The sequence below is a fragment of the Ralstonia pickettii genome (genome assembly GCF_016466415.2).
In the GTDB taxonomy this organism is placed as follows: domain Bacteria; phylum Pseudomonadota; class Gammaproteobacteria; order Burkholderiales; family Burkholderiaceae; genus Ralstonia; species Ralstonia pickettii.
In genome coordinates this window covers 1,487,008-1,512,416 of record NZ_CP066771.1, presented here as the reverse complement: position 1 = coordinate 1,512,416, position 25,409 = coordinate 1,487,008, and the positions used below count along the sequence as shown (strand labels likewise).

At 62.2% G+C, this 25,409-nt stretch carries 18 protein-coding genes and 2 pseudogenes; 3 read left to right on the top strand and 17 right to left on the bottom strand.

The features are described 5' to 3' along the window. Positions 1 to 46 precede the first annotated feature (46 nt). Positions 47 to 4,153 (top strand): phosphoribosylformylglycinamidine synthase, encoded by a 4,107-nt coding sequence (gene purL, locus RP6297_RS07175; RefSeq protein ID WP_009238069.1) that lies wholly within the window; start codon positions 47 to 49, stop codon positions 4,151 to 4,153. Between the two features lie 79 nt (positions 4,154 to 4,232). On the opposite strand, the gene RP6297_RS22680 is transcribed toward purL, so the two are convergent. From RP6297_RS22680 to RP6297_RS07165, 3 genes are all read right to left on the bottom strand, one after another. Next, a complete protein-coding gene (locus RP6297_RS22680; protein WP_232295845.1) occupies positions 4,233 to 4,754 on the bottom strand; it encodes a beta-lactamase family protein in 522 nt (173 codons plus the stop codon). Next, entirely contained in the window at positions 4,711 to 5,472 is a 762-nt protein-coding gene (locus RP6297_RS22675; RefSeq protein WP_232295832.1) for a serine hydrolase, read from the bottom strand. Before RP6297_RS22675 ends, RP6297_RS22680 begins: the two co-directional genes overlap by 44 nt. Before the next feature lie 70 nt (positions 5,473 to 5,542). After that, on the bottom strand, positions 5,543 to 6,469 hold the full coding sequence (locus RP6297_RS07165; protein WP_009238072.1) for a LysR family transcriptional regulator: 927 nt from the start codon (positions 6,467 to 6,469) through the stop codon (positions 5,543 to 5,545). A 132-nt stretch (positions 6,470 to 6,601) separates the two neighbouring features. On the opposite strand from RP6297_RS07165, the gene RP6297_RS07160 reads away from it, so the two are divergent. After that, complete coding sequence (locus RP6297_RS07160; RefSeq protein WP_009238073.1) at positions 6,602 to 7,366, top strand: SDR family NAD(P)-dependent oxidoreductase; 765 nt, start codon at positions 6,602 to 6,604, stop codon at positions 7,364 to 7,366. A 768-nt stretch (positions 7,367 to 8,134) separates the two neighbouring features. On the opposite strand, the gene RP6297_RS07155 is transcribed toward RP6297_RS07160, so the two are convergent. From RP6297_RS07155 to RP6297_RS07135, 5 genes and pseudogenes are all read right to left on the bottom strand, one after another. Beyond that, the gene (locus tag RP6297_RS07155) at positions 8,135 to 8,971 is read right to left on the bottom strand and encodes an ABC transporter permease (RefSeq protein WP_009238074.1); all 837 of its coding nucleotides are present in this window, start codon (positions 8,969 to 8,971) and stop codon (positions 8,135 to 8,137) included. 16 nt (positions 8,972 to 8,987) lie between these two features. Continuing rightward, positions 8,988 to 10,256 carry an ABC transporter permease gene (locus RP6297_RS07150; RefSeq protein ID WP_009238075.1) on the bottom strand — a complete coding sequence of 423 codons (1,269 nt, stop codon included), beginning with the start codon at positions 10,254 to 10,256 and terminating at the stop codon, positions 8,988 to 8,990. Between the two features lie 103 nt (positions 10,257 to 10,359). Continuing rightward, positions 10,360 to 11,400 carry an ABC transporter substrate-binding protein gene (locus tag RP6297_RS07145; RefSeq protein ID WP_009238076.1) on the bottom strand — a complete coding sequence of 347 codons (1,041 nt, stop codon included), beginning with the start codon at positions 11,398 to 11,400 and terminating at the stop codon, positions 10,360 to 10,362. Positions 11,401 to 11,471: 71 nt separating this feature from the next. Further along, on the bottom strand, positions 11,472 to 12,560 hold the full coding sequence (locus tag RP6297_RS07140; protein ID WP_009238077.1) for an ABC transporter ATP-binding protein: 1,089 nt from the start codon (positions 12,558 to 12,560) through the stop codon (positions 11,472 to 11,474). 521 nt (positions 12,561 to 13,081) lie between these two features. Then, a pseudogene (locus RP6297_RS07135) lies at positions 13,082 to 14,396 on the bottom strand (sensor histidine kinase). A 38-nt stretch (positions 14,397 to 14,434) separates the two neighbouring features. Here RP6297_RS07135 and RP6297_RS07130 point away from each other — a divergent pair. After that, positions 14,435 to 14,977 (top strand): annotated as a pseudogene (locus RP6297_RS07130) (porin); the annotation flags it as partial. Positions 14,978 to 15,053: 76 nt separating this feature from the next. On the opposite strand, the gene RP6297_RS07125 reads toward RP6297_RS07130, so the two are convergent. From RP6297_RS07125 to RP6297_RS07085, 9 genes are all read right to left on the bottom strand, one after another. After that, positions 15,054 to 16,154 carry a J domain-containing protein gene (locus tag RP6297_RS07125; RefSeq protein ID WP_009238080.1) on the bottom strand — a complete coding sequence of 367 codons (1,101 nt, stop codon included), beginning with the start codon at positions 16,152 to 16,154 and terminating at the stop codon, positions 15,054 to 15,056. Positions 16,155 to 16,249: 95 nt separating this feature from the next. Further along, on the bottom strand, positions 16,250 to 17,233 hold the full coding sequence (gene icmH, locus RP6297_RS07120) for a type IVB secretion system protein IcmH/DotU (RefSeq protein WP_009238081.1): 984 nt from the start codon (positions 17,231 to 17,233) through the stop codon (positions 16,250 to 16,252). Next, positions 17,226 to 17,510, bottom strand: a complete 285-nt coding sequence (locus RP6297_RS07115) for a PAAR domain-containing protein (protein WP_009238082.1) — start codon at positions 17,508 to 17,510, stop codon at positions 17,226 to 17,228. Before RP6297_RS07115 ends, icmH begins: the two co-directional genes overlap by 8 nt. A gap of 2 nt (positions 17,511 to 17,512) precedes the next feature. Continuing rightward, complete coding sequence (locus RP6297_RS07110) at positions 17,513 to 19,822, bottom strand: T6SS phospholipase effector Tle1-like catalytic domain-containing protein (RefSeq protein WP_009238083.1); 2,310 nt, start codon at positions 19,820 to 19,822, stop codon at positions 17,513 to 17,515. Continuing rightward, positions 19,819 to 20,472 carry a DUF3304 domain-containing protein gene (locus RP6297_RS07105; RefSeq protein WP_009238084.1) on the bottom strand — a complete coding sequence of 218 codons (654 nt, stop codon included), beginning with the start codon at positions 20,470 to 20,472 and terminating at the stop codon, positions 19,819 to 19,821. The genes RP6297_RS07110 and RP6297_RS07105 overlap by 4 nt, the downstream gene beginning before the upstream one ends. Before the next feature lie 57 nt (positions 20,473 to 20,529). Next, positions 20,530 to 21,183 (bottom strand): DUF3304 domain-containing protein, encoded by a 654-nt coding sequence (locus RP6297_RS07100; RefSeq protein ID WP_199517406.1) that lies wholly within the window; start codon positions 21,181 to 21,183, stop codon positions 20,530 to 20,532. Positions 21,184 to 21,278: 95 nt separating this feature from the next. Next, entirely contained in the window at positions 21,279 to 22,133 is an 855-nt protein-coding gene (locus RP6297_RS07095; protein WP_009238088.1) for a DUF4123 domain-containing protein, read from the bottom strand. A gap of 82 nt (positions 22,134 to 22,215) precedes the next feature. Further along, the gene (gene yiaA / locus RP6297_RS07090) at positions 22,216 to 22,689 is read right to left on the bottom strand and encodes an inner membrane protein YiaA (RefSeq protein WP_037027430.1); all 474 of its coding nucleotides are present in this window, start codon (positions 22,687 to 22,689) and stop codon (positions 22,216 to 22,218) included. 38 nt (positions 22,690 to 22,727) lie between these two features. Then, positions 22,728 to 25,208, bottom strand: coding sequence for a type VI secretion system Vgr family protein (locus tag RP6297_RS07085; protein ID WP_009238090.1), 2,481 nt, complete (start codon positions 25,206 to 25,208; stop codon positions 22,728 to 22,730). Positions 25,209 to 25,409: the final 201 nt, after the last annotated feature.

Below are 25,409 nucleotides of genomic sequence, written 5' to 3'. Positions count from 1 at the left end.
CACGCCGGGAAGTCCCTCCTTCCAGCTACTGCCTGCCTTGCCCACCATGGCGCATTTCTCGTGCTTTCCCGGCGCTCTCGCGCTGTCCGCCTTCCGCCAGCAACGCCTGCTTTCCACCCTCAAGCGCATCGATCCGGACATCGATGGCGTCAGTGCCCAATACCTGCATTTCGTGGCCGCCGACACGCCGCTGTCGGCCGATGAATCCGCCCGTGTGCAAGCGCTGCTGACGTACGGTTCGCCCGCTCCGGCCGATGTCGAGGGCGACCGCTTTGTGGTCATCCCGCGCTTTGGCACGATCTCGCCGTGGGCCAGCAAAGCGACGGAAATCGCGCGCCACTGCGCACTGCCGCAAATCCACCGCATCGAGCGCGGCGTGGAATTCACCATCACGTGCAAGAAGGGCCTCATTCGCAGCCTGACCGGTGCTGCAAAGCATCTGGACGACGCCACCCGCGCCGCCGTGGCCGAGCACCTGCACGACCGCATGACAGAAACGGTCATCGACACGCGCGAAGCCGGCTACGGCCTGTTCGACGTGTTGCCCGCCAAGGCTTTGCGCTTTGTCGATATCGCCGGTGGCCAGGAGGCTGGTCGTCGTGCTTTGGAAGCCGCCAACGTCGAAATGGGCCTCGCCCTGTCCGACGATGAAATCGACTACCTGGTCGACGCCTACCGCAAGCTCGAACGCAACCCGACCGACGTCGAGCTGATGATGTTCGCGCAGGCCAACAGCGAGCACTGCCGGCACAAGATCTTCAACGCAGACTGGACCATCGACGGCGAGACGCAGGACAAGTCGCTCTTCGCGATGATCCGCAACACGCATCAGTTGGCCCCGCAGGGCACGATCGTCGCGTATTCGGACAACGCCGCCGTGATGGAAGGCGGCATGGCCGAGCGCTGGTTCCCGCACGCGGGCACGGAAGGCGAGACGGGCGTGCCGCAATATGGCCGCCGCGAAGCCCTCACGCACACGCTGATGAAGGTGGAGACGCACAACCACCCCACGGCCATTTCGCCGTTCCCGGGTGCGTCGACCGGCGCCGGCGGTGAAATCCGAGACGAAGGCGCAACCGGCCGCGGCGCCAAGCCCAAGGCGGGCCTGACGGGCTTTACCGTGTCGAACCTGCTGCTGCCCGAAGCCCTGCAATCGTGGGAAAACGCGCGCGATACCGCTCAGCCCGTCGCGCACCGCAATCCGAATGAAGCTGCGCCGGGCCCGGTCGGCAAGCCGGACCGCATCGCCTCGCCGCTGCAGATCATGATCGAAGGCCCGATCGGCGGCGCTGCGTTCAACAACGAATTCGGCCGGCCCAACCTCGGCGGCTACTTCCGCGTCTACGAGCAGAACGTGGGCGGGACCGTGCGCGGGTATCACAAACCGATCATGATCGCGGGCGGTATCGGCAATATCGACGCCGGTCATACGCACAAGCACGGCCTGCCGGCCGGTACGCTGCTGATCCAGCTGGGCGGACCCGGCATGCGCATCGGCATGGGCGGCGGCGCAGCCAGCTCGATGGCGACCGGCACCAACACTGCGGACCTGGATTTCGATTCTGTCCAGCGCGGTAACCCCGAAATGCAGCGCCGCGCGCAGGAAGTCATCAACGCGTGCTGGGCGTTGGGCGAAGACAACCCGATCCTGTCGATCCACGACGTCGGCGCCGGCGGCATCTCCAACGCCTTCCCCGAACTCGTCGATGGTGCAGGAAAGGGCGCGCGGTTCGATCTGCGTCAGGTGCATCTGGAAGAGTCGGGCTTGAGCCCTGCAGAAATCTGGTGCAACGAATCGCAAGAGCGTTACACGCTCGCGATTGCCCCCGGCGATTTCCCGCGCTTCCAGGCCATGTGCGAGCGCGAGCGCGCCCCGTTCTCGGTGGTCGGCTTTGCCACGGATGAACAGCAACTGCAAGTGGTCGACAGCGACACCGCAGCCGACGTTGCAGAGCATTTCCCGGTCAACATGCCGATGGACGTGCTGCTCGGCAAGCCGCCGCGCATGCACCGTGACGTGCGCCGCGTCGCGCAGGAACTGCCGGAAGTCGATGTCACCGGTCTGGACCTGGAAGTCGTCGCACGCGACGTGCTGCGTCATCCGACGGTGGCCAGCAAGTCGTTCCTCATCACCATTGGGGACCGCACCGTTGGCGGCTTGAACACGCGCGACCAGATGGTCGGCCCTTGGCAGGTGCCGGTGGCCGACGTGGCCGTCACCACGCTGGACTACAAGGGCTACGCCGGTGAAGCGATGACGATGGGCGAGCGCACGCCGCTGGCCGTCATCAACGCACCGGCTTCGGGCCGCATGGCTATCGGCGAGTCCATCACCAACATCGCCGCCGCCCCGATCGACTCCCTCACGCAACTGAAGCTGTCGGCCAACTGGATGGCCGCGTGCGGCGTAAACGGTGAAGACGCCCGGCTGTACGACACCGTCAAGGCGGTCGGCATGGAGCTGTGCCCGGCACTGGGTATCAGCATTCCGGTGGGCAAGGATTCGCTGTCGATGCGCACCAAGTGGGAAGACGAAGGCGCAGCGAAGGAAGTCGTCGCGCCGGTCTCGCTGATCGTCTCGGCGTTTGCGCCCGTGACGGATGTGCGCAAGACGCTCACGCCGCAGCTCAAGCAGGTCGAATCGGCGAACGCGCCGGCAGACAGCACGCTGATCCTGATTGACCTGGGCCGCGGCAAGAACCGTATGGGCGGCAGCATCCTGGCGCAGGTCACAGAGCAGATCGGCAACAGCGTGCCGGACGTGGACGACGCCGAAGACCTCAAACGCTTCTTCGCAGCCATCCAGCAACTGAATGCCAGCGGTTCGCTGCTGGCGTATCACGACCGCTCCGACGGCGGCCTGTGGGCGACCGTCTGCGAAATGGCTTTCGCCGGACACTGCGGCGTGTCGATCAACGTCGACATGCTCACGCTCGACGGTGCGCACGAATCCGACTACGGCGACGCCAAGAACTGGGCGCAGCAAGTCTCCGGTCGCCGCGCCGACCTGACGCTGCGCGCGCTGTTTGCCGAAGAACTCGGCGCCGTCATCCAGGTGCCGCTGGCCCAGCGCGACGCCGTCTTTGCGGTGCTGCGCGAGCACGGCCTGGCCGGTTGCAGCCACGTGATCGGCGCGCCCAACGCCAACGACCACATTGAAGTCTGGCGCGACGCCAAGAAGGTGTTCAGCGCGTCGCGTATCGAACTGCAACGCACCTGGACGGATGTCTCCTGGCGCATCGCCAGCCTGCGCGACAACCCCGAGTGCACGCAGAGCGAATACGACCGCATCCTCGACGCTGAAGACCCGGGCATCTCACCCAAGCTCACGTTCGACATTGCGGAAGACGTGGCCGCGCCGTTCATTGCCACGGGCGCCCGCCCGCGCATGGCGATCCTGCGCGAGCAGGGCGTGAACTCGCAGATCGAAATGGCTTACGCGATGGACAAGGCCGGCTTCGATACCTACGACGTGCACATGAGCGACCTGCTGGCGGGCCGCACGAACCTCGCCAGCTTCAAGGGCTTCGTCGCCTGCGGCGGTTTCAGCTACGGCGACGTGCTGGGCGCGGGCGAAGGCTGGGCGAAGACGATCCTCTTCAACAGCATGCTCGCCGAGCAGTTCGCGGCTTTCTTCAACCGCACCGATTCGATCGCGCTGGGCGTGTGCAACGGCTGCCAGATGATGGCGAACCTCGCCCCGATCATCCCGGGCGCCGGTGCATGGCCGAAGTTCACGCGCAACCAGTCGGAGCAGTACGAAGGGCGTCTGGTGACCGTGCAGGTCGAAGCATCGCCGTCGATCTTCTACGCGGGCATGGAAGGCAGCCGCATTCCCATCGTCGTTGCGCACGGCGAAGGCTATGCCGACTTCTCGCAGCAAGGCGACATCGACAAGGTGGCCGTTGGCCTGCGCTACGTCGACAACCGCGGCGAAGTCACGCAGACGTATCCGCTGAACCCGAACGGCTCGCCGCAGGGCATTGCCTCGGTGACGACGCACGACGGCCGCTTCACTGCGCTGATGCCGCACCCGGAACGCGTGTTCCGCGCCGTGCAGATGAGCTGGCATCCGAAGGAATGGGAAGCCGCCGGCGACGGCAGCAGCCCGTGGATGCGGATGTTCCGCAACGCGCGGAAGTGGATGGCGTAAGCAGTCCGCTCAGCAGCAAAACGAAGGCGCGCCGACGTGATCTCGGCGCGTTTTTTTTTCACCGGCACCTGCGGAGCGTCTAGCGGCCAAACTTCTCCACAACGCCGCGCCACAACGCATCACGCTCAGCGCCCAGGTGCGCGCCGCTTGCATCGCCCGACGCGTCCTGGCCCACCGCAAGATGGACCATGGTGAGCCTGGATTGCGGGTCCACGTAGATCGCCTGTCCATGGATGCCGAGCAGCACGAACCGCCGCGCTTGTCCCGGCAAAAGCCACACCTGGAAGCCGTAACCGTAGTAGCGGCTGCCGTGATACGTCATCTGCCCCGGGCGAAACGCGTCGGGCTGGCGCGATGCGTCAGTCATGTCGAGCAGGAAGTCTCGCGGCACGACTTGCCGGCCTTGCACCACGCCATCGTTGGCCAGCATGGACCCGAGGCGCGCGTAGTCCCGCGCCGTCGCATTGAAACCGCCTTGTGCAAACGCCGATCCGTCGGATTGACGCACGAGGTAGGTCGCCTTGGCTTCGGCCCCCATCGGCTTCCATAGCTTGTTGTCAACGAAGTCGCACAGGCTGCGGTGCGTCGCCGCTTGCAGCACGAGCGCCAAACACTTCGGTTTGCGCGCCCGCGTAGTTGAAACGCGTGCCCGGCGCGTCGGCGCGCTCGTTGACCTGGGCCGCTGCCGCGAGCACGCCTTGCTCCGCTGCCGTCTTGAGGAAGCGTGCCCGGTCGTCGGTCGGGGTGTAGTCCTCGACATACTTGGCACCGGAGGCCATGCGCAGCAGATCGACGATGCGCGTTCCACCGTAAAGCGTGCCTGCAAGCTCGGGCACGTATTGGTCCACACGGTCCTCCAGCGAGCGCAGGCTTCCATCCTCCAGCGCCTTGCCGATCGCCAGTGCAACGAGCGTCTTGGCCATCGAGTTGGAGAGCATCCGCATGTCTCGCGTGCGGTCGTAGCCGTAATGCTCCGCCAGGATGACGCCGTCCTGAACAATCAGCACAGCGGTCGCGCGCTGATGCTCCATGTAGTCGGCCAGCGTGTAGTCATGGTTGCGGAAGCGATACCGGACATCCGCCTCTTTTTCTGCAATCTTGAGCTGCACCGGTTGGTCGGCCGGCGCCAGTTCGCAAGACGGCGAGATGCGGTCCATGCCGCTGAAGGCCCCCACGATGTACGGCGCCTCGTGGATGCGGGCCGCGCTTGGCGCAAGCGGATAGCCTTGCGCCTTGCCGAGTCGATCTTCATCGGGAGAGGCGATGGCGACGCTGCAAGCGAGCAGCGCGCACATCGCGCAGTGTTGGAGAGCGTTCATAGGCTGGGTCGGCGGCGAGGTTGGTGGCAGGGGCAAGCCGTGAGACTACACCGGCCGCATGGCGGAGCGCCTACGCATTCGTGCCCAGCGGTTCCAGATACGGCTCCAGCAACTCGCTCATCCAGTTCATGAAGACCTGCACCCGAACCGGCAGGTTTCGCCGGTTCGGATAGACCAGCGAAACCGGCATCGGCGGCGGCCGGAAGTCGGGCATGACGTCGACGAGCGTACCGTCCGCAATCGCCGACGACAGCCCCGCGTACACCGGTGCCTGGATCATTCCCAGCCCCGCGCGGCACGCTGCGTCGTAGCTCTCGGCCGAGCTGACGGTCACCGCGCCTTTCATCGGCCGGAACGCGGAGCGGCCGTCCACCGTGTATTCCCACCCCGGCGACTTCGTGCCCAACGTCTGCACGTAATGGACGATGCGATGGTGGTCGAGGTCGTCGAGCGTTTTCGGCATGCCATAGCGCGCGATGTAGGCCGGGCTGGCGCAGTTGACCTGATGCAACTGGCCGAGCGGGCGGGCGATGAGGCTGCTGTCGGTGAGCGTGCCGATGCGCAGTACGCAGTCGAAGCCCTCGCGCACCGGGTCCACGCGGCGGTCGGTGCTGGAGAGTTCGATTTCCAGCTCGGGATGCGCATCGAGCAGCGCGGGCAGGGCGGGGATGACGATGCGGCGTGCGACTCCGACGGGCATGTCAACGCGCAACCGGCCACGCAGCGCCTGCGGGCTCTGGCGGAACATCGTCTGTAGTTCGTCCATGTCGGCCAGCAGGTCCTGGCAGCGCTCATAAAAGGCCTGGCCGTCCTGCGTGAGCTGCACCTTGCGGGTGGTCCGGTGGAGCAGCCGCGTGCCGAGCATCGTCTCCAACTGCTGCACCGCCACCGAGGCAGCCGGCTTGGGAATGCTCAGCGCTTCTGCCGCACGCGTGAAGCTGGCAAGTTCGGCCACGCGCACAAAAATCTGCATGGTTTCGAGTCGATTGGTAGACATGGCGGGGTGGGTTGATTGTTATCTGTGAGCAAACACAGCGATAGGATAGGCGAGATTTATTCTTTGATTGTCGCCCAATACCATGCTCTCACGGTGTTCGACACCCATCTCAGATCCAACCGGAGAGCAAACATGACGCAGACCCGCACCCCCATCGCGATCATCACCGGCGGCAGCCGCGGCCTTGGCAAGAACATGGTGCAGAAGCTGGCCCAGCGCGGCACCGACGTGATCTTCACCTACCGCTCCAACCGCGCTGAAGCCGATGCCCTCGTCGCCGAACTGACTGCCCAGGGCCGCCGTGCCGCAGCCTTGCAGCTCGACACCGGCAAGATCGCCACGTTCCCCGCCTTTGCCGAGGCCGTGCGCGGCGTGCTGACTCGGTGGAAGGCCGAGCGCTTCGATTACCTCGTCAACAACGCCGGCGTGGGCGTGCACGCCACGGTGGCCGAAACCACTGAAGCCCAGTTCGACGAACTGATGAATGTGCATTTCAAAGGCGTGTTCTTCCTCACGCAGATCCTGCTGCCGCTCATGGCTGACGGCGGGCGCATCGTCAATATCTCGTCGGGGCTGGCGCGCTTTGCGCTGCCGGGCTATGGCGCGTATGCGGCAATGAAGGGCGCGGTGGAGGTGCTGACGCGCTATCTGGCGAAGGAGCTGGGGCCGCGCGGCATTGCCGTGAATGTGGTGGCGCCGGGCGCCATCGAGACTGACTTTGGCGGTGGTGCCGTGCGCGACAACGCGAGCCTCAACGCGATGGTCGCGTCCAATACGGCGCTGGGGCGCGCTGGGCTGCCGGACGATATTGGCGGCGTGGTAGCCTCATTGCTGTCGCCGGATAACCGGTGGATTAATGCGCAGCGTATTGAGGCGTCGGGCGGGATGTTCCTGTAAGCGGCGCGCCTGCCCGCGCATGGGGTTCTGAACGCCAACTGTGGAGTTCTGAACTCCATTCGTCGAGCTCTGAGCTCCATTCGCCGAGTCCCGATCTCCATGCGTCGAGTTCTGAGCTCGGCGCGCCGCGCAAAATGCTCCGCGTGTTGAGTTCGGAATTGGGAGCTTGGGGGCTGGATGCTTGACGCGGCGGTTCATCGCCTGTTTCACCCCCTGCCGGGGGCGACTCACTTTCTTTGTCTTGCCAAAGAAAGTAAGCAAAGAAAGGCGCGCCCGAGATGGCGACTTCCCCTTGGATTTGTGTCGCGGGGAGGGGAAGGAGCCAAACTCGCTGCGCTCAGACAAGGCTCCTTCCTTTTTCCTCCCCGCAACAAAAATCCAAGGCGCCATCAAGGGCAGGAAAGTCAAAGGCCAAACCGTCGATCACCAGCGCAGCAGGAACCACCAAGACCACGCGAAGCAAAGCGAGCAACAACGGCAAAAATAACTGCCACCCAGGCCAGCACACCGACGGTGTGGCCTTTGACTTTTCTGCCCTATGCGGCGCCTTGAATTTCTGTTGCAAGGAGGAAAAAGAGGGGAGGCCTGTCTGAGCGCAGCGAGTTTGCCTCCCCTCCCTCCTTGCGACAGAAATTCAAGGAGGGGGTCGCCGCATCGGGCGCGCCTTTCTTTGCTTACTTTCTTTGGCAAGACAAAGAAAGTGAGTCAGCCCCGGCACGGGATGAAACAAGAGATGCACCACAAGAAACAACCCAAACCCAACAACCCTTACGCCACCGCCTTAGCCGCAGCCCGCCCCCGCAGCCACTCAAACGTCAGCAGCAGGCACGTCGAAAACACAATCAAGATCGTCGCCAGCGCCGCAATCGTCGGCGAGATGTTCTCGCGAATGCCTGTGAACATCTGGCGTGGCAGCGTCACCTGATCGGCACCCGCCAGGAAGAGCGTCACCACCACCTCATCAAACGACGTGGCAAACGCAAACAGCGCACCCGAAATCACGCCCGGTGCGATGACGGGCAGGGTGATGCGGAAGAACGTCACGACCGGGTTGGCACCCAGCGAAAGGCTGGCCCGCACGAGGTTGTGATTGAAGCCCTGCAGCGTCGCCAGCACGGTCGTCACCACAAACGGCACGCCCAGCGCCGCATGCGCGAGGATCAGCCCGATATACGTGTTCGCCAGCCCCAGCGGCGCAAAGAACAGGTACATGCCGACGCCCACAACCACCACCGGCACGATCATCGGCGACACCAGCACCGCCATCAGCAGGCCCTTGCCGCGGAAGTCGGCCTTGTTCAGCCCGATGGCGGCCAGCGTGCCCAGTACCGTTGCCACGATCGTGGCGGCAGGCGCGACGATGAAGCTGTTCTTAGCGGCCATGCGCCATTCGTCCGACGTGACGAGGTTCTGATACCAGCGCAGCGAATAGCTCGGAATCGGGTACGAGAGGAACGTGCTCGATGAGAACGACAGCGGCACGATCACCAGCACCGGCAGCACGAGGTACAGCAGCGTCAGCACGGCCAGGCCGCGCAGCGCGAAGTACCAGATGCGTTCAATGAGCGAGGTGTGCGGGGCAAACATCGGTTTGGTGAGTTTCATGGTCGATGGGCTCCGTTCAACCAACGCGGACCTTGGGCCGCGTGAAGCGTCCATACACGGCATACAGCACCAGCGTCGCCAGCAACAGCAGCGCACCCAGCGCGCACGCCATGCCCCAGTTGATCGTGACGTTGGTGAAGTAGGCCACGTAGTAGCTGACCATCTGGTCGTTCGGCCCGCCCAGCAGCGCGGGGGTGATGTAGTAGCCCAGCGCGAGAATGAACACCAGCAGCGCGCCGGCGCCGATGCCCGGATACGTCTGCGGCACATACACGCGCCAGAACGCGGCAAACGGATGGCTGCCCAGCGACACGGCCGCGCGCTGGTACGTGGCCGGGATCGACTTCATCACGCTGTACAGCGGCAGGATCATGAACGGCAGCAGGATGTGCGTCATCGAGATGTACACGCCCACGCGGTTGAACAGCAGCGCCAGCGGCTCCTTGATGATGCCGAGGTCGATCAGCCCGTGGTTGATCAGGCCTTCGGTCTGCAGCAGCACGATCCACGCCGCCACGCGCACGAGGATGGACGTCCAGAACGGGATCAGCACCATCACCATGACGAGGTTGGCGCGGCGCTCTGGCAGCGAGGCAATCCAGTACGACAGCGGATAGCCCAGCAGCAATGCGAACAACGTCACCATCGCGCTGATGACGAAGGTGCGCAGGAACACCGTCACGTAGATCTGCTCGTCGGGGTCGGTCGCTTCGATATGGCCGAAGGCATCCTGCCGGTGGTCCAGCGCGGCCAGCAGGTAGAACGGCGACGTGCGGCTGCTGTTCTTGGCGATGGCCCGCCAGTAGGTGACATCGCCCCAGCGCTCGTCGACTTCGAGGAGCTTGGCGCGCGCCTGGCCGGGCGTCAGCGTCAATGCCTTGCCCTGGTCGTCGGCCAGCGGCATGGCGCGCGCGGTCTTGGCGACCAGCGAGCGGAAGCCCGGGATTTCAGTGTTGAGGCGGCGGGCCAGCGCACCCATTGCTTCGCCTTCGCTCACCGTGGTGAGGTCCGCGGCAAGCGCGGCGTAGGCGGCGTCGGCCGGCGGGCTCTTGCGGTCCCAGTCTTTCAGGGCGATGACTGTCTTGGGCAGCGCGTCGGCCACCTCGGGGTTTTGCACGGCGCGCGTGAGCAGGGCGCCGATCGGCACGACAAAGATCAGCAGCAGGAAGATGGCGAGCGGCGCCACCAGCGCCAGCGCCATGGCACGCCTGCGCGCCTCAGCGCTCTTCAGTTCGCGTTTGAGTTTGGCCGTCGATTCCGGAACCGATTCAGCCGCGATCGTCATGGTGTTCAATGCTGCCTCGCCGTTGCTACGGGAATACGTCCGGCGGATGCCTTGCCAAACCTGCAGGGCGTCCGCGCGGTCACTGCGTTACACCGCTATACGCCTACTTCGACGCCCACGAAGCGAAGCGCTGTTCCAGCTCGTCGCCGTGGTCAGTCCAGAACTGCAGGTTCTGCAGCACCGCGTTCTTGCTGTTCTCGGGCGAGTTCGGCATGTTGGCCTGCGTCTTGGCGTCGAGCGCTTTGATTGCCGCAACGTTGGCCGGGCCGTACGCGATGTGCTTGGCGTATTCCTGCTGCGGTTTCTGCGACAGCGTGTACGCGATGTACTGCTCGGCCAGGGCCTTGTTGGGCGAGCCCTTGGGGATGGCCCAGTAGTCCAGGTCGTAGATGCTGCCGTTCCAGACCACCTTCAGGTTCTTGCCTTCGCGCTGCGCGGCGTCGATGCGGCCGTTGAACGCGGTGGACATCACCACGTCACCCGCCACCAGGAACTGCGGCGGCTGTGCGCCGGCTTCCCACCACTGGATGTTCGGCTTGAGCTGATCGAGCTTCTTGAACGCGCGGTTCTGGCCGTCCTTGGTGGCCAGCACCTTGTAGACGTCCTTGACCGGCACGCCGTCGGCCATCAACGCGAATTCCAGGTTGTAGCGTGCGCCCTTGCGCATGCCGCGCTTGCCCGGGAAGGTCTTCACGTCCCAGAAATCGGCCCAGCCCTTGGGGGCGGTCTTGAGCTTGTCGGCGTTGTAGGCCAGTGCAGTGGACCACACGAAGAAGCCCACGCCGCAGGTCTGCGGTGCTTCCGGAATCAGGTCGGTCTTCTTGGCGATCTTGCTCCAGTCCAGCTTCTCGAACAGGCCTTCGTCACAACCGCGGCCGATGTCGCCCGATTCCACTTCCACGACGTCCCAGTTGACGTGCTTGGCTTCCACCATGGCCTTGATCTTGGCCTGCTCGCCGTTGTACTCGACCACGGTGACCTTGTTACCGGTCTGCGCCTCGAACGGCTTGTTGAAGGCGGCCTTCTGTGCGTCACCATTGGCGCCGCCGAAGTTCACAACGGTGATTTCCGCAGCGTGCGCGCCGAATGCGATGGCGAATGCGCCGGCAAGCACGGACAGACGCGTCTTTGTGATGTGTTTCATTCCTGGCTCCTCTTATTGGCGTGTGGGTACAACGTGTGGTCGAGGCATGCGGGCAGGGCTGCCCGCGTGCGTCATGCAAAAACGCGCAGATGTTCGGGTGCGAACTCAAGCTGGATCGGTGCGCCGGGCGCGAAGCCTTCGAGCGCGCGCGTGCCCAGCGGCACCTTCACAAAACATTCAGGCTGATCGGGCAGGGCGCAGCGCATGCGCACGTGGTCGCCAAAGTAGACGAGGCCGCGCGTCTGGCCCACCAGCGCATTGCCGGCGGCGGAGGCGCCTTCGGCCAGGCGCATGCGCTCGGGGCGGATACAGCCGGTAGCCGTGGCTCCGACATTGGCACCTGCGACGTTGCGGCCAACCACGCGGGCGCCGTCGTTGAGCTGCAGTTCGCAGTAATCGCCGTCGACGCGGGTGACGGTGCCGCGCAGCGTGTTGCTGTCGCCGATGAAGTTGGCGACAAACTCGTTGCAGGGGCGTTCGTAGAGGCTGTCCACCGTGTCGAGCTGCTGCACGATGCCCTTGTCGAACACGGCCACGCGGTCGGACATGGTGAGCGCCTCGCCCTGGTCATGCGTCACGTAGACGAAGGTCACGCCGAGCTTTTCGTGCAGCGATTTCAACTCGTACTGCATGTGTTCACGCAGTTGCTTGTCGAGCGCGCCGAGCGGCTCGTCCATCAGCACGAGCTTGGGCTCGAACACCAGCGCGCGTGCCAGTGCAATGCGCTGCTGCTGACCGCCGGAGAGCTGGGCGGGGTAGCGCTTGGCAAAGCCTTCCATGCGAACCATCTGCAGGGCCTTGTGCACGCGCTCGGCACGTTCGGCGGCGGGCAGCTTGCGTACGGTCAGCGGGTACTCGACGTTCTGCGCCACCGTCATGTGCGGAAACAGCGCGTAGTTCTGGAACACCATGCCGATGTTGCGCTTGTGCGGCGGCACGTTGTTGAGCAGCGCGCCTTCGAGCCGGATCTCGCCGCCGGTCGGGAATTCGAACCCGGCCAGCATCATCAGGCACGTGGTCTTGCCCGAGCCCGAGGGGCCGAGCAGGGTGAGGAACTCGCCCTGGTAGATGTCCAGGTCCAGATGCTTAACCACGAGGGTTTCGCCGTCATACGTCTTGCGTACACCGCGAAAGCTGACGATCACGTCGTCGGTCTTCATTGCTGCTTCCTCCATACCATGCCGGTCATCGGGCTGAGCGCTGTCGGCTGCAGGCGGCACATTCGCTGGCTGACGCTCATGCTGCCTGTCGTGCCGTTCCCCGATCTGTTCGGATCGGCCAACATGCCGTGTTGTGACGAATTGTTGATGGACTATAGCGGCTCATTGTTCTGCCAAGTGGACCCAATCCCGGTTATTTGATGGAGCCATTTACCGCCGCCGCGCGGGCACATCCCATGGGCGTGCGGGCCCTCGGCACCACAATAGGGAAAACCCCGAATGCCTTGCCCGAGCAAGCTCGGCGGTCGATCGTATGGTGGTGCCGATGCGTCTGAGTTTAGGTCGTCTGCCAGCCCACGTGCGGCGGGCATAACAGAGCACGGATGGAACCAATTCGGCCGGAACAGAGGCCGGCTCGGGCTGCGTGAAAATGGTGCGCCGCATCGTCACGCAAACGGTGCACGCCGTGGGCCAACCGTGCGGACGCCACGAACTCCATGTTGTCGCGCAGCAACCGCTGTTCAGGCCGGATGCTCTTCAGGCAGCGCAAGCGCGAGATAGACACTCACGGTCAACCCTCCGCCCGGTGTGTCCGACAGCGCCACCGTGCCGCCATGCAGGCGGGCAATCTCTCGGACGATCGCCAGGCCGAGGCCGCTGCCGTCGTGGCCTTCCGATGCCGCGCCACGATAGAAACGGCCGAAGACCGCGTCGCGCTCGGGCACGGCAATGCCCGGGCCGTCGTCTTCCACTTGCAGCACGGCCTGCTCGCCCAGCATCGGCATTGCTTGCCGCCTGACCCGTAGCGTGACGCGGGCCCCCTTGCCGGCATACAGGATGGCGTTGTCGAGCAGGTTGCCGACCAGTTCCTGCAGCCATTGGGGCTCGCCGGCCACCGTCACCGGCTCGCCTTCAAAGCCGAGGTCGACGCTGGATTTGCGCGCAACGGGCGCCAGTTCCAGCGCCACATCGCCAGCCAGTGTGTCCAGGCGCAGCGGCTGGAGCTGCGGCGCGTAGCCGCTGTCGGTCTCCAGGCGCGAGAGCGACAGCAGTTGCTGCACGCCGCGCGCGGCCTGGCGTACGGTACCGTGCAGCGGTTCAAGGTGGCGTCGGATGCGTTCGCCATCGGGCTCGCGCAGGGCGAGTTCGGACTGCGCCTGAATCACGGCCAGCGGCGTCTTCAATTGATGTGCGGCATCGGCAAAGAAGCGTTTGCGGGCATGCACCAAGCGCAGCAGGCGGGCCACATACTGATTGATAGCCTCGACCAGTGGGGCCACTTCTGCAGGCAGGCCCTGCTGCGGCAGCGGGGCAAGCTCATCGGTGCCGCGACCGGCCACGGTTTCGCTCAACTGCCGCAGCGGTCGAAGGCCGCGCCGCACGCCCCACCAGACGATGCAGACGGCCAGTACCACGAGCAGCACTTCCTGCTGCAATGAGCCCGCCAGGATTTCATGGGCCAGCGCCTCGCGCGGCTCCAGCGTTTCTCCTACCAGCAGCCAGATGACATGCGTTTCGGCCGACAGCGCATCGCGCACCGGCAGCAGCTGCGCGCCGCACCTGCCTGCCGCGAAAGAGCGACTCGTAGAAGACGGTGCGATATGCCGCGGGGTGCCGACCGCTCGGCATGGGTAGATCGTCGTAGCCAGTGAGTGTGCCGCCGCCGGTATCGACAATCCGGTAAAAGATGCTGCCGCCCGTTTCCGACTCCAGTATTTCCAACGCGAGGTAGGGCAGGTCGATGGCGAATTGCTTGTTGCGCAGGCGCACGCCTTCACGCATGGCCTTGAGCAACGCTTCCAGTGTGCGGTCAAACGCGGCGCTGGCCGCAGTCATGGCGCGCGAATACGCCAGCCACGCATCGAGCGCGAGCAGCCACCGTGGGCTTTGGCGAGGCCGCCGGCAACTTCAAGAGCGGCTCCAAGTACGACCTGGGCGTCGGCTACAGCGTGGGCGGCTTCTCGGCAGCCCTCACGTGGGATCGCCAGAACGGCGCAGGCACGAGCACCACGCCGGCAGACACGACCGATTACATCCAGGGCATTCACGCCGGTGCCAGCTACGACTTTGGTGCACTGAAGCTCTTCGCAGGCTATCGCAACTACAAGCGCGCGTTCACGACGGCTGCCGCAAGCCAGCGCAGCGATATGTATTGGGCGGGCGCCAGCTACGACGTGACGCCGGCCTTCACGCTGTGCGGCGCGGTGTACAAGCAGAACATCAAGGGCGGTACGGATGCCGATCCGATCCTGTTCTCCGTGCGCGGCCAGTACGCGCTGTCCAAACGCACGACGGCGTATCTGTCTGCCGGTTATGCCAAGGCCAAGAACGGCCAGAACGTGAGCCTGTCGCGCGACGTGGTGGGTTATGGCAACAACCAGGTCGGTGTGACGGCGGGCCTGCAACACCGCTTCTGATTGGCCGATCGCAGTCAAAAACACGGGCACCTGGAGGTGCCCGTTCTGTTGGATCGACGCGCGGCTCGGCAGGCCGTCAGTCGAGCGTCGTGCGGGATTTCAGCATGCGCCGCACGTCGCGGAAATCGTCGAAGGCGGCAAGGTCCTGCTCGATGTTGCGCACCTGTTGGCGCAGCGCTGCGATGTCGAGGTCGAGTTTTTGCAAGACGGCGTCCGGCGGCAGCGCTTCGAACTGCTGATACCCGTACGTGTGTCGGAACGTCGTCTCGATGCGATGGATTTGCCGGTCAAGCTCCCGCACCTGGTCTTTCAGGATCTGGTTGTAGTGCGTCAGCCGCGCTTCGCTGATCCGGTTGATCGAGTGCTGGTCGATGTGCTCCAGCTCAAGCTGCAATTCCAGTAGTTGCAGCAGGTTGTTCTTGTCGTAGGCCTCGTTGACGCGCTGCATTAGCCGCGTCTTGCGCTCTCGCTCCTGTGGATCGGTTTCGCGGTCCGGGTGCAGGGCGCTGGCGAGCTTGCGATAGACCTCGCGGATGGACAGGCTGATCTGTGCCTGTTCGTCTGCCTCCTGTGCTTCTGCCGCAAGTTGCTTCGAAGATTTCTTCCGCGCGGCCCGGCGGGCTTCACGCTTGGTTGCGGCGGCGGCCTTTTTCTCAGCCCGTTGTGCGAGGTGCTCGCGGGCGCGTTGCAGTAGCACCTCTTCCGAATGCACATCCGCGTCGTCGCCCAGGCCGACGCCGAGGGCGGCCTCCAGCCTTGCCTTCATCTGCGCGGCTTGCATCGCGGCTTCCCGGTCGAAGTCCGTGCCGCTGTACTTGTTGTAGAGCGCCTTCAGGCTAGCGTCTTCATCAATCAGGTCACGCGCAAGATCGATGATGAGCGCGGATATCTTGCGGCGCTCGGCCTTGGTGAAGGCATCGTGCTCATAGACCTGGTCCAGGCTGCGCACAAAGCGGATCTGCAATGCGATGCGGCTGCGCTCCAGCGGCAAGAACTCGCCGGCATATCGGCGCTGGAACTGAACGGTAGCCGCCTCCCAGTCCGCCAGCCGCTTGCGCCGATTCTCGATCTGCTTGATCAGCGCGTTGAATGCTCGCTGGCCTTTTGACAGCGTTGGCGAGTCGTCCGCGTGCTGATTGGGCGCGATGCTGATGGCAGGGCGGCGGGCCTTGGTCATGACGGGTGTTCGAACAGCTTAAGACGTAACGGTCGGGGGGATTTTACCCACGCTACGTCGCACCCCAAGGGCTGTTTTGTATGCCGCCCCAATCGCTATAGGCCGCTCGCTCGGGATTTTGGCGCGTCGAGCGCCGGCAAAGGCGGAGGGGCGGAGACCATCTGATTGATGGCTTCAACCGTTTGCAAGACTGCCTCCTGTGCCTTGTGCAGCTTGAATTGGAAGTACGCATAGGTTCCAGAGGCAATCACCAGGCCAACGACTGCAGTCAACCACACAGGAACGCAGGAGATCGGCTTGAGGTTGCGTTCGGTGGCGACGTGTAATGACGGTGAAAGCTCCCGCGGGAGGGGGCGAACTCTAGCCTTCACGATCGCGTAGAGCTTTTCACGCAACAGTTGATGTTCGCGTTCTCCATTCCCCTCGACGCGGTAGCGCCCCATGAAGCCCACGCTCATGATGACGTAAATCAAGTGAATCAGCGGTAGATTGGCATCGGGGTCTTCGACCAGGCGCGCGAGCAGCTGATACACCTTGATGCCGCCATCGCGGTCGCCATGGAACTGCGCGGTGAGGGAGTGTTGCGACCATGCGCCAATGCCGTCTTTGCCGCCACCGCCCCATGGGGTGTGATGCGCCTCCTCATCCAACGCAGCACACAAGCAATAGCTCGCCCCCACGATGTGACGACGATCAAAGCCCGCCCGATGACAAAGCTTTTCAAAGGTCTGGATTTCGAGTACCAGCAGGGCGCGCAGGTGCTCGATTTGACCGCGTCTGAGGTGCTTGATGGAAGACAGATCGGCGATGGCCCTGAGTAGTCGACCTGCTGCGATTCTCAAGCCCCACGGATGCTCCGTTCGCTTGATGCGATCCAGCATTTTCTGAAGCGCGGCTTCACTGTACGCCTCGACCGTCACGGGCTTGGCGTCATTGCCATGGATGGCGCCTTTGATATCCGTGAGTTTCTTCTCAGCCGCGGGCGCTTTCCGCTCGGACTTGGCCTGCGGCTTGCCAGGTTTCGCACCTTGATCGGCCAGCCAGACTGGCGCTTTTTTTGAACGCTGACGTTTAGCCATCGACATACCCCGTCGTGGTGCCGATGAGTGCGCAGCCGCATCGGCAACGATGCCCGTGCAGAGCCACCGGTTGGCCGTTCACGATCATGGAATCGTCACCTTCAACGATGGGGTTGATGCCATGCAAGCGTCCATCTGGGTAGCGCGCGGGGCAGTCCACGAGATCGCACTTGCGGGCGATCGGCTTGCCGTCAATGGTGTCCGTTGCTGATCCGCTGATGACGGGGCCGTTGCTGGAGTTGACGTCTCCAACCACGATGATGGACCTGGATAGCATGTTCAATCTCCCATCAGCATTTCATCGAGCGTTGGCGTTGGGCCGGCGTTGATACGGCGCACGAGCGCTTTTATTCGTTCAGCTTGTTCCGCCGCGCGCGCATCTTCCGCCAAGCCCAAATGCCTGACGGCGTTGTCGTTGCCAACAAAGAACACTCGCGCCCAGCCATACCCGCCTGGCGAGTACTCATGAAAGTACGGCATGCGAAACCATGCGCGGCTGTCATGGATATAGTCATCGAAGAGGGCGATGATGGCTCGGTTCTGGCGCTCAAACTGCTCTACCGCTTTGGGCGCGGTCCATTCCCGTAGCTTTTCAACCATTTCGCGTGCTGGCAGCACCAACACGTCGTAGCGCTCTGGGAGAAATGCCTTGGTCTTGAGCGCGCCGGCGACCACTGGGCCTGTTCGCACATGCATGTCTTTGTCTACCAGCTTGATACGCCCGCTGTCCGGATTCCGATCTCGCCGCACGTAAAGCAATTGGGCTGCATTCTTGTAGGCATCGTAGGCTGCGGCTCCAATGCCAACCGGGCCGAGCCCAGATCGCTCCATCTTGGCCATCAACGGTGATGGCAGTTTCTCAACGCCAAGCTCGGCTTGCCGTTCTGGATGAAGATAGCCAAGCAGCAGGCGGAATTCTTCCGCGCTCTCCCGCAAGTCATGCTGATCATTAGTGACGGTTTCATCCGCACCTTCGCCAGGACGGGTCTTGTCTTTCTTTCTGGCGATTTCCTGGCAGAGTTGCTCCCGCCTGCGTGCCATGGCGTCCCAGGCTGCCTGCATCTTCTTGTCTCGTTCGGCAGCCTGTTCCATCTGGGCCGCTCTCTTCGCCGCACTGGCGTAGCCCTGTGAAGCATTTTCCAGCCCTGCAGTGGCGCTACCTGCGGCCAATTCCTTGATGCGCTGGCGCAACTTCAAGGTTTCTGCATCGGTTTCCGTTGCCTTGTCGACCTGCAATTCCAGTTGATACGGCGTCAAGCTGTCTTCAGAAGCAGCCTTGAAGAACGGTCGATTGGTGAGATAGTCGCCAGTGTTCCAGCGTGCGCGCAGCGTGCGCCATGCAAGGTTCTGCCGCATGCCGATGCGCATGGCATCTGTCACGGTCGATATTTCGCCCATTTTGTCCAGCCATGCATTGAAGGCATTGACGACCGACGAGCTCAGGACGAAATCATGCTGCTCACCTTGGCTGCGAACGATGTCGTCTTTCAGCATGAGAGGCACACCCCAGCGCAACGCCTCTATATACATGTGATGCAGCGGAATCTGGCTGAGCTTGTCGGCATCGCCAGCGCGGGCCTTTCCTTGGTCACCGGGCGGATAACCGCCGCCGACGTCTGAATGCACACCGGGGTAGGCCACTTCCAGCCTTTGGCCAGCGCCGCCCGGATAGGCTTGGCCTTCCATGATGGTATCCAGCGGAAAACTCATGCGCTGTTCGTGAATGGAGAAAAAATGGGCGCAGCGTTTGACGTCTCTGGGAATGTTCATGAGGCCGCCGCTGGACCACGCAAAGTGGCCATCGAACGTATCGAAATCAAATGCCGCCCGCACCGAATCCGGTGGCCCCACGGATGCCACGGTATCGAACAACCCCATGAAGTTGATCTGGTAGGGGATCGTTCCCGCAATCTTGCCGTTCGGTGCCCAATCGCGCGTGAGCTTTCCGATGAACGAACGCGCGCAGGCTGCACCGCGCGAAAAGCCAAACACGTTGATCCACACCTGCTTGACCATCTTGTTGCGCTGGCAGTCGCGTTGCCTGTCGCGTTGGATGCCGGCGAGTTTGCGGTGTGTCATGTCGAAGAGATTGGAGAAGCCTCGGTAGCCGTCAGCGGTGGAATGGCAGAGGCGCTTGGCTTCGTCATCATCAATCAGACTCTCACCGCCGGGGCCATGAATGGCTCGGTGGATTGAATTGAGGACACGCGTATAACCCCAAACACATCGCCAGCCGTAGCCACGTGCAAACGCCTTGCCTGTAGATGAGTATTCGAGTTCTCCGAGCTTTCTGAAGATGGTGCCGACGCCCGCGATATAGTGCCGGTAGATTCCATGCAAAGGTTCTTCTCGCGCCGCGTTGTAAAGGCGCGCCACATTGGTATGCGCCTGCCACCTGGAATCCCGGAAATCAGCGTTGTCCTCGTCATCGTTATTGTTGGTTCCATCAAAGAATAGGCTGATGTGAATGGTTTGTTCGCAGGAACCGAGTGGGTCAATCACCTTGCTCTTGCCGTGGTCGTATGCGGCTTTTCCTTCTGCGAGCAAGCCACCATCGGGCATCCTAGTGGGCCAGCTTAAGACCTTCATTGGTTCGTCTCCTCTTGCTTTCTGAGTTCGGCTTCGTGGGCCAACTCGGCTTCTCGAGCGGCCTTCACTCGACGTTGCTTCTCGTTCCGCTCTTCGTCTTGACGCGTGAGTTCTGCGTCCACCGTGCCAACCGCTACATACGGGTCATCGTCGCTGGGCTTGACGACGATGCTGCTAGGTCCATCGTCCTTGCCATCCCGAATGACGATCTTGACTCGATCTCCTGGCAAAAATAGTGCCCACATTCCAAAAGTTCGATTGCCATACTCCGGCACCTCCGCTTCGGCTTTGTACCAAGCCCCCCACGCAATACCGTCTAGCTTCTTGTTGGCAATCCACCGCACCGTTACCCTCAAGCCGGGGCGCCATTTCTTGGGGAAGGAAGCGCAGCATTTGTCCCCCCCGCCACCAGACGGCATGTTATCGGGGCGCGCAGGCTGAATATTTGGCCCGCCGCCGCTGATGCCGTTGTCATCGTGGCCTTTCACGTTGAAGGTGTGGATGTAGTAGGGCGTGTAGTTCAATCCGCTGACGCCGCCGTATTGCATGGGGTCGCCATCATCCCGTGCCGCCATGGCCGCGCGGTCATCGCAGCCGGCAAGGAGGGCGAGGCTGATCAGCAAAAGTGACCTGATCGATTGGGTTTTCATAGGCTGATGTTCCAATTCAAGAACAGGAGGATGTGATTGGTTTGTTCGCAGGAGACTTCATTGGGTGGTCTCATGTTGCTTACTGAGTTCGGCCTCGCGGGCCAACTCGGCTTCCCGAGCGATCTTCATTTGACGTTGCTTCTCGCGACGCTCTTCGTCTTGACGCGTGAGTTCCTCGTCGACTGTCCCGGTTCCTACATAAGGGTCATCATCAGCAGGGCGAGCCCATACACGGTTATGCCCGTTTGCGTTGCCATCTTTGATCATGACCTTGACTCGATCGCCCGGCAGAAAGATGGCCCACATCCCGTAGGTGGCGGTGCCATACTCCGGCACCTCCGCTTCGGCTTTGTACCAAGCCCCCCACGCAATACCGTCTAGCTTCTTGTTGGCAATCCACCGCACCGTTACCTTTAGGCCAGGACGCCATTTCTTGGGGAAGGAAGCGCAACACGTTTCCTTGCCTCCTCCGGACGGCATGTTGTCTGGGCTGGCAGGCTGAATATTTGGTCCGCCGCCGCTGATGCCGTTGTCATCGTGACCTTTCACGTTGAAGGTGTGGATGTAGTAGGGCGTGTAGTTCAATCCGCTGACGCCGCCGTATTGCATGGGGTCGCCATCGTCCCGTGCCGCCATGGCTGCGCGGTCATCGCAGCCGGCAAGGAGGGCGAGGCTGATCAGCAAAAGTGCCCTTATCGATTGGGTTTTCATAAGCTGATGTTTCGAATAAGGACAGACGGATGCGCACGCGCTTTCCGTATGAGGCACCGCAATCCCTTGTGATAGGTTCTTTCAAATGCATTCGGCTATCTCGAGCGCTTGGCTTTCGTAAGCAATTGCTCCCACGTTGCAGGGTGAATGCCTTCTTCACATGCCGCCATGGAGCTGCCGCTATGCATGCGCTTTTCCAATGCGATGCGAACGCTGCCGTGTTCGTCGAAAGCTGGGCCGTATTGGTAGGACAGCTCGCAAAAGCGCAGTCTGTCAGCGGGTTCGGTTAAACCCCATGCAGCAGCTTTCTGGTAGCGATGCAGGAAATCCGAGAACCGGGGGAGGTAAGGGCCATCCTGCGGTGCTGTGCCGCTCTCTACCAATGCGGCGAGCAATTGATCGGGCTCGCAGTGCTGCACAAGCCGGTCGAGTTGCTCTTGGGTGAGTTGAATCGAAAGCGGAACGGTTTGCGTGGCGCCGCTATTCGCCGGCCCATCAATGCGTTCCCAGCTTTCGCTGTGGCCGCGGTATTTCCACTGCTCGATGGGCTCCATGAGCTTGTCGCTGATTTCATCGCCCCAGACTTCCATTGCGAGCAGCAGGTTGCGGGGGTCGTAATAGCGGATCAACGCCGTCATGCCATCGCCGATGTCGGCAATCAGGAATTGACGCAGGTGGCGCGCGAGCGGATCAATATCAGCACGGCTCCAGATCAAGGTGAGGCATGGAGCCTGCAAGTCCATCGCATCTAGCTCGGCCAGCCACGGTGCGTTGGCGTCAGCCACCCGCGCAAGGAAGAGCGAGGCATCTCCTGCTTCTTCTTCTGGCAAGCCGGCGTAGACGTTGCGGAATTCAGTGCCCGCCTCGCGCAGCAAGGCGGCCAGGCGCAAGGGGTAAGCAGCGCCATCTGCCAGCACATAGATATGAACCGTGTTTTCGTTTCCTGACATTGCACTCTTTGGGATGGCTGAGAGAGGGGCCGGCTCGCGGTGGCGGAGCGACATTTGCGAGCCGGAGGGCTTGCTGGGCGTGCTAGTCGTCTTGGCGGGCGAATGCGCTGGCATCCGGAACGTGCTGTACCAGGGCCGGATCAATGACGAGTGGTTGGGCTGCCTGGATATCGCGCGTGTTCTTTTGCACGGCAATGGCGCCGAACAGTGCAAGGGCAAACGACATGCCGTAGAAACCCTTTTCGCTCAGGGCAAGCGTGGCATTGAACAGACCTACACACAGGAGCAGCACAGCCAGAAGCACGGAAACCCAGCTCAGGCCGTAGTAGATACCCGTGACGGGGATACCTTCGAGCCGGTCTCGCACGCTCTTTTGTACCGACACAGCGGCGAAGAGGCCGTAGACGAGCACGGTGAAGTAGTAGCCCCGCTCATTCAACTGCATGTTGGCATTGAAGAGTCCAACAAGAAACGCAAGAAAGCCGGCCAGTAGTGCCGCCCAGGAAGCTGCGACAAAGGCAAAAGAGGGTCGGTGCGCTTGATAGGAATTTTGCATAATCAGTTCGATGATGGTTGATGAAAAGTTGGAGGGGGTTAGCGGGGCACCACGGCGGTATTGCGCATGGCGGCCTTTAGCAGGCATTCAAGGCACACCTGCTTGGGCTTGAGGTCGACGGGCATGCTGCTTGGGCCGGTGAGGTTCTTACTGGCGGCGTAGACTTTCCACGCACCTTCGGTGCCGTTTTCGATACCGCCGGTGGTCAACTTGATATAGCTGCCTCCGCCGTTGAGTTGCAGCTCCTGCTTGGCCTTGATGGTGATCTTCTCGGCGGTGGCGGTAATTTCGAGCTTGGCGAGCAGGTGAATGGAATTCTTGAGGGCTTGCACATTGATGTTGCCGGCGGCAGCAACAAAGCGCATTCCTGCCTCGTAGACAAAGACACGCCATGCCTGCCGCACGCTGGCGAAGAATCCTCCGCCAGCTGTGACGGATACATGGTCTCCGGTGGTAATTGCGAGATGCGTGCCACTCTGCAGGTGGGTCAGGCCCGGTGTTGAGGTGGCGATGCCCACGGGGCTCGTCAGCGCCAGCTGAGGGGCCGTGAATTCCTTGAGCGGTCCATCTCCCTTGAGCGCGGCGTGCTGGCGAGCCATGGCCTTGGCGATTTCCTTTTGCTCACCATTTTGGGCATCGGCCTGCTGAGCGGCGTCGGCCAGTTGTTCGGTCTGACACTCCGCTTGTTGCAAGGCGTCCACCATATCGCCCATGCTTAGCGCGTAGTCGTCGCCGTGATTGCGCTTGTAGGTGGTTAGAAGCATGCCCATGGATGCCCGCATGGCTCCCCACGCATCGGTGCGCAGCTCGTAGCCCTCACCGCGCTTATGCCTGCGCCCCTGCCAGTCAGGAATCGCAACGATATGACCGAGGGCCAATTCCGATGATTGAAAGTCCGAGCCGATTTGAGCCTGGGGTTGCCCCGGTGTGTCATCCGCCAGAATCCTGTTTTGGCGGACACCACCGTGGCCTTCTCCATCGGGCAATTCCTGGCTCGCAAAACCCGAGAGCGCTTGCATTTGAGGCAGGACCCACGGCGGCAGGTTCATCTTGTTGTAGACGCGCTCGGTGGCGACGAGGCAGTCCGGGTCGCCATGAATGCCAATTACCAAGACCTCTTGCCCGACCCGCGGCAGGTGCATGGCGCCAAAGCGATTGCCCGCCCACGCATTGGCAACGCGTACCCAGCATGAGCTGTGCTCGTCGTTGTTGCCGTACAGGTCGTACGGCATCTGCACCTTGATGCGCCCGTACTGATCGGTATGTATCGGGTGTCCTGCCGGGCCGACGACACGCGCTTGGATCGGGCCAGACATACGTGGCTTGTGCTGCGTGCGTGCGGGCCGGAATATTTCGTTGGTTGGCTGTACCTCGAATTCCACTTCGCAACGCCATTGCTGGCCGGTTCCCGTGGTTTCGCCGATGTCTTCAATGCGAAGCTTGGTGCCGAAGATGAGGTATTCACGGTTGGCTTCCTGTTCAAGAAAACCAACGAGGTGGAAGGTGCAGCCCGGCACCATTGCGCGCAAGTTACCATTGCCTTTGCCGCGCAATCCATGCTGCCGGATTTCCTCCATCCGAATGCGAGCGATGAATCGGCCTTCGTCCCATGGGTCGCTGCCGGTTGCCGGCTGGCTGTGGTCGCCGGGGTATTCGTAGAGACTGTGCGTTGAGTGCGCAGTCTCGCGCGGGTCGAGGTCCCGAATGCTCAGGTCGGCACGAGGCTTGCCAAAGTCGTAGTCCGATGTACGCCACTCGCCCGAGACAAGCTGGTCAATGAGTTCGAATTCATGGGCATGTTCTTCGTCGATGCGGTGGCGTGTGGCCTGCCAGCGGATCGTGTGATATGCGGCGCTTGAGCAGGGCCCGAATGCGCTATTGCTATCGGTTAGCACAAGGCGTTGCCGCCCGCCGGAATGGGCCATGAACCAGGAAATTCCCCACTCTTGAGTGAGGCGCTGGAAGTAGGCGAAGTCCGTCTCGCCATACTGTTGCTGAAAGACCCTTTTCGGGTACCTCCGCACATCCAGGCGTTTTTCTACCGGGTAGATGTAATTTCCCAGCAACGCATCCAGAATCTGAACAACGTTCATTTCCTGGTAGATCTTGTAGTCTGAGCGCAGCGTTGCAAGCCATAACCAGGGCCGCAGTGTGAGGCGATAGGCGATATGTCGGCCTACCAGATAGGGGCCGCGCACCCGCGTGACGATCCCGGTGATCTCGCGTGTGCCTGCACCCGTGCCGCTTTGCAACCCGATGCCCGAGCCATCCAGTTCAATCCGGATCGTAACTTCGGTGCCCTCCAGGGTCTTTTTGTCAAGGTCGGCTGCGGGGCCATAGATTGCGTTACGTTCATCCGGCGTGCGCAGTTCCAGATCGTATTCGAACAGTTCGTTGAGATTGTCCGTGCCGGACAGACTTGAAAACACCAAGGTGGGTTGCCCAAGAAGCATGGGCAATGCCGCGCCTGAAACGGAAATGGTCCGGCCAGAAAGCGGCAAATGATCTAGGCCGTCCATGAAGGGGCTCCTTTGGCAGGTAATCGACAAAATGAAATACGTGCAAACCTGCCAAAGGCTGCCAAAAGCGATGCTGCAAATACATGAGACGGTTCTGAAAACCGTTTCTAATTTTCAAAATCAGAATTCAGAACAAGTGATAGTAAATCGAACGTCGAATGCGACATTGATGCGCTTGCCCCAAAAGAAAACGGGCACCCG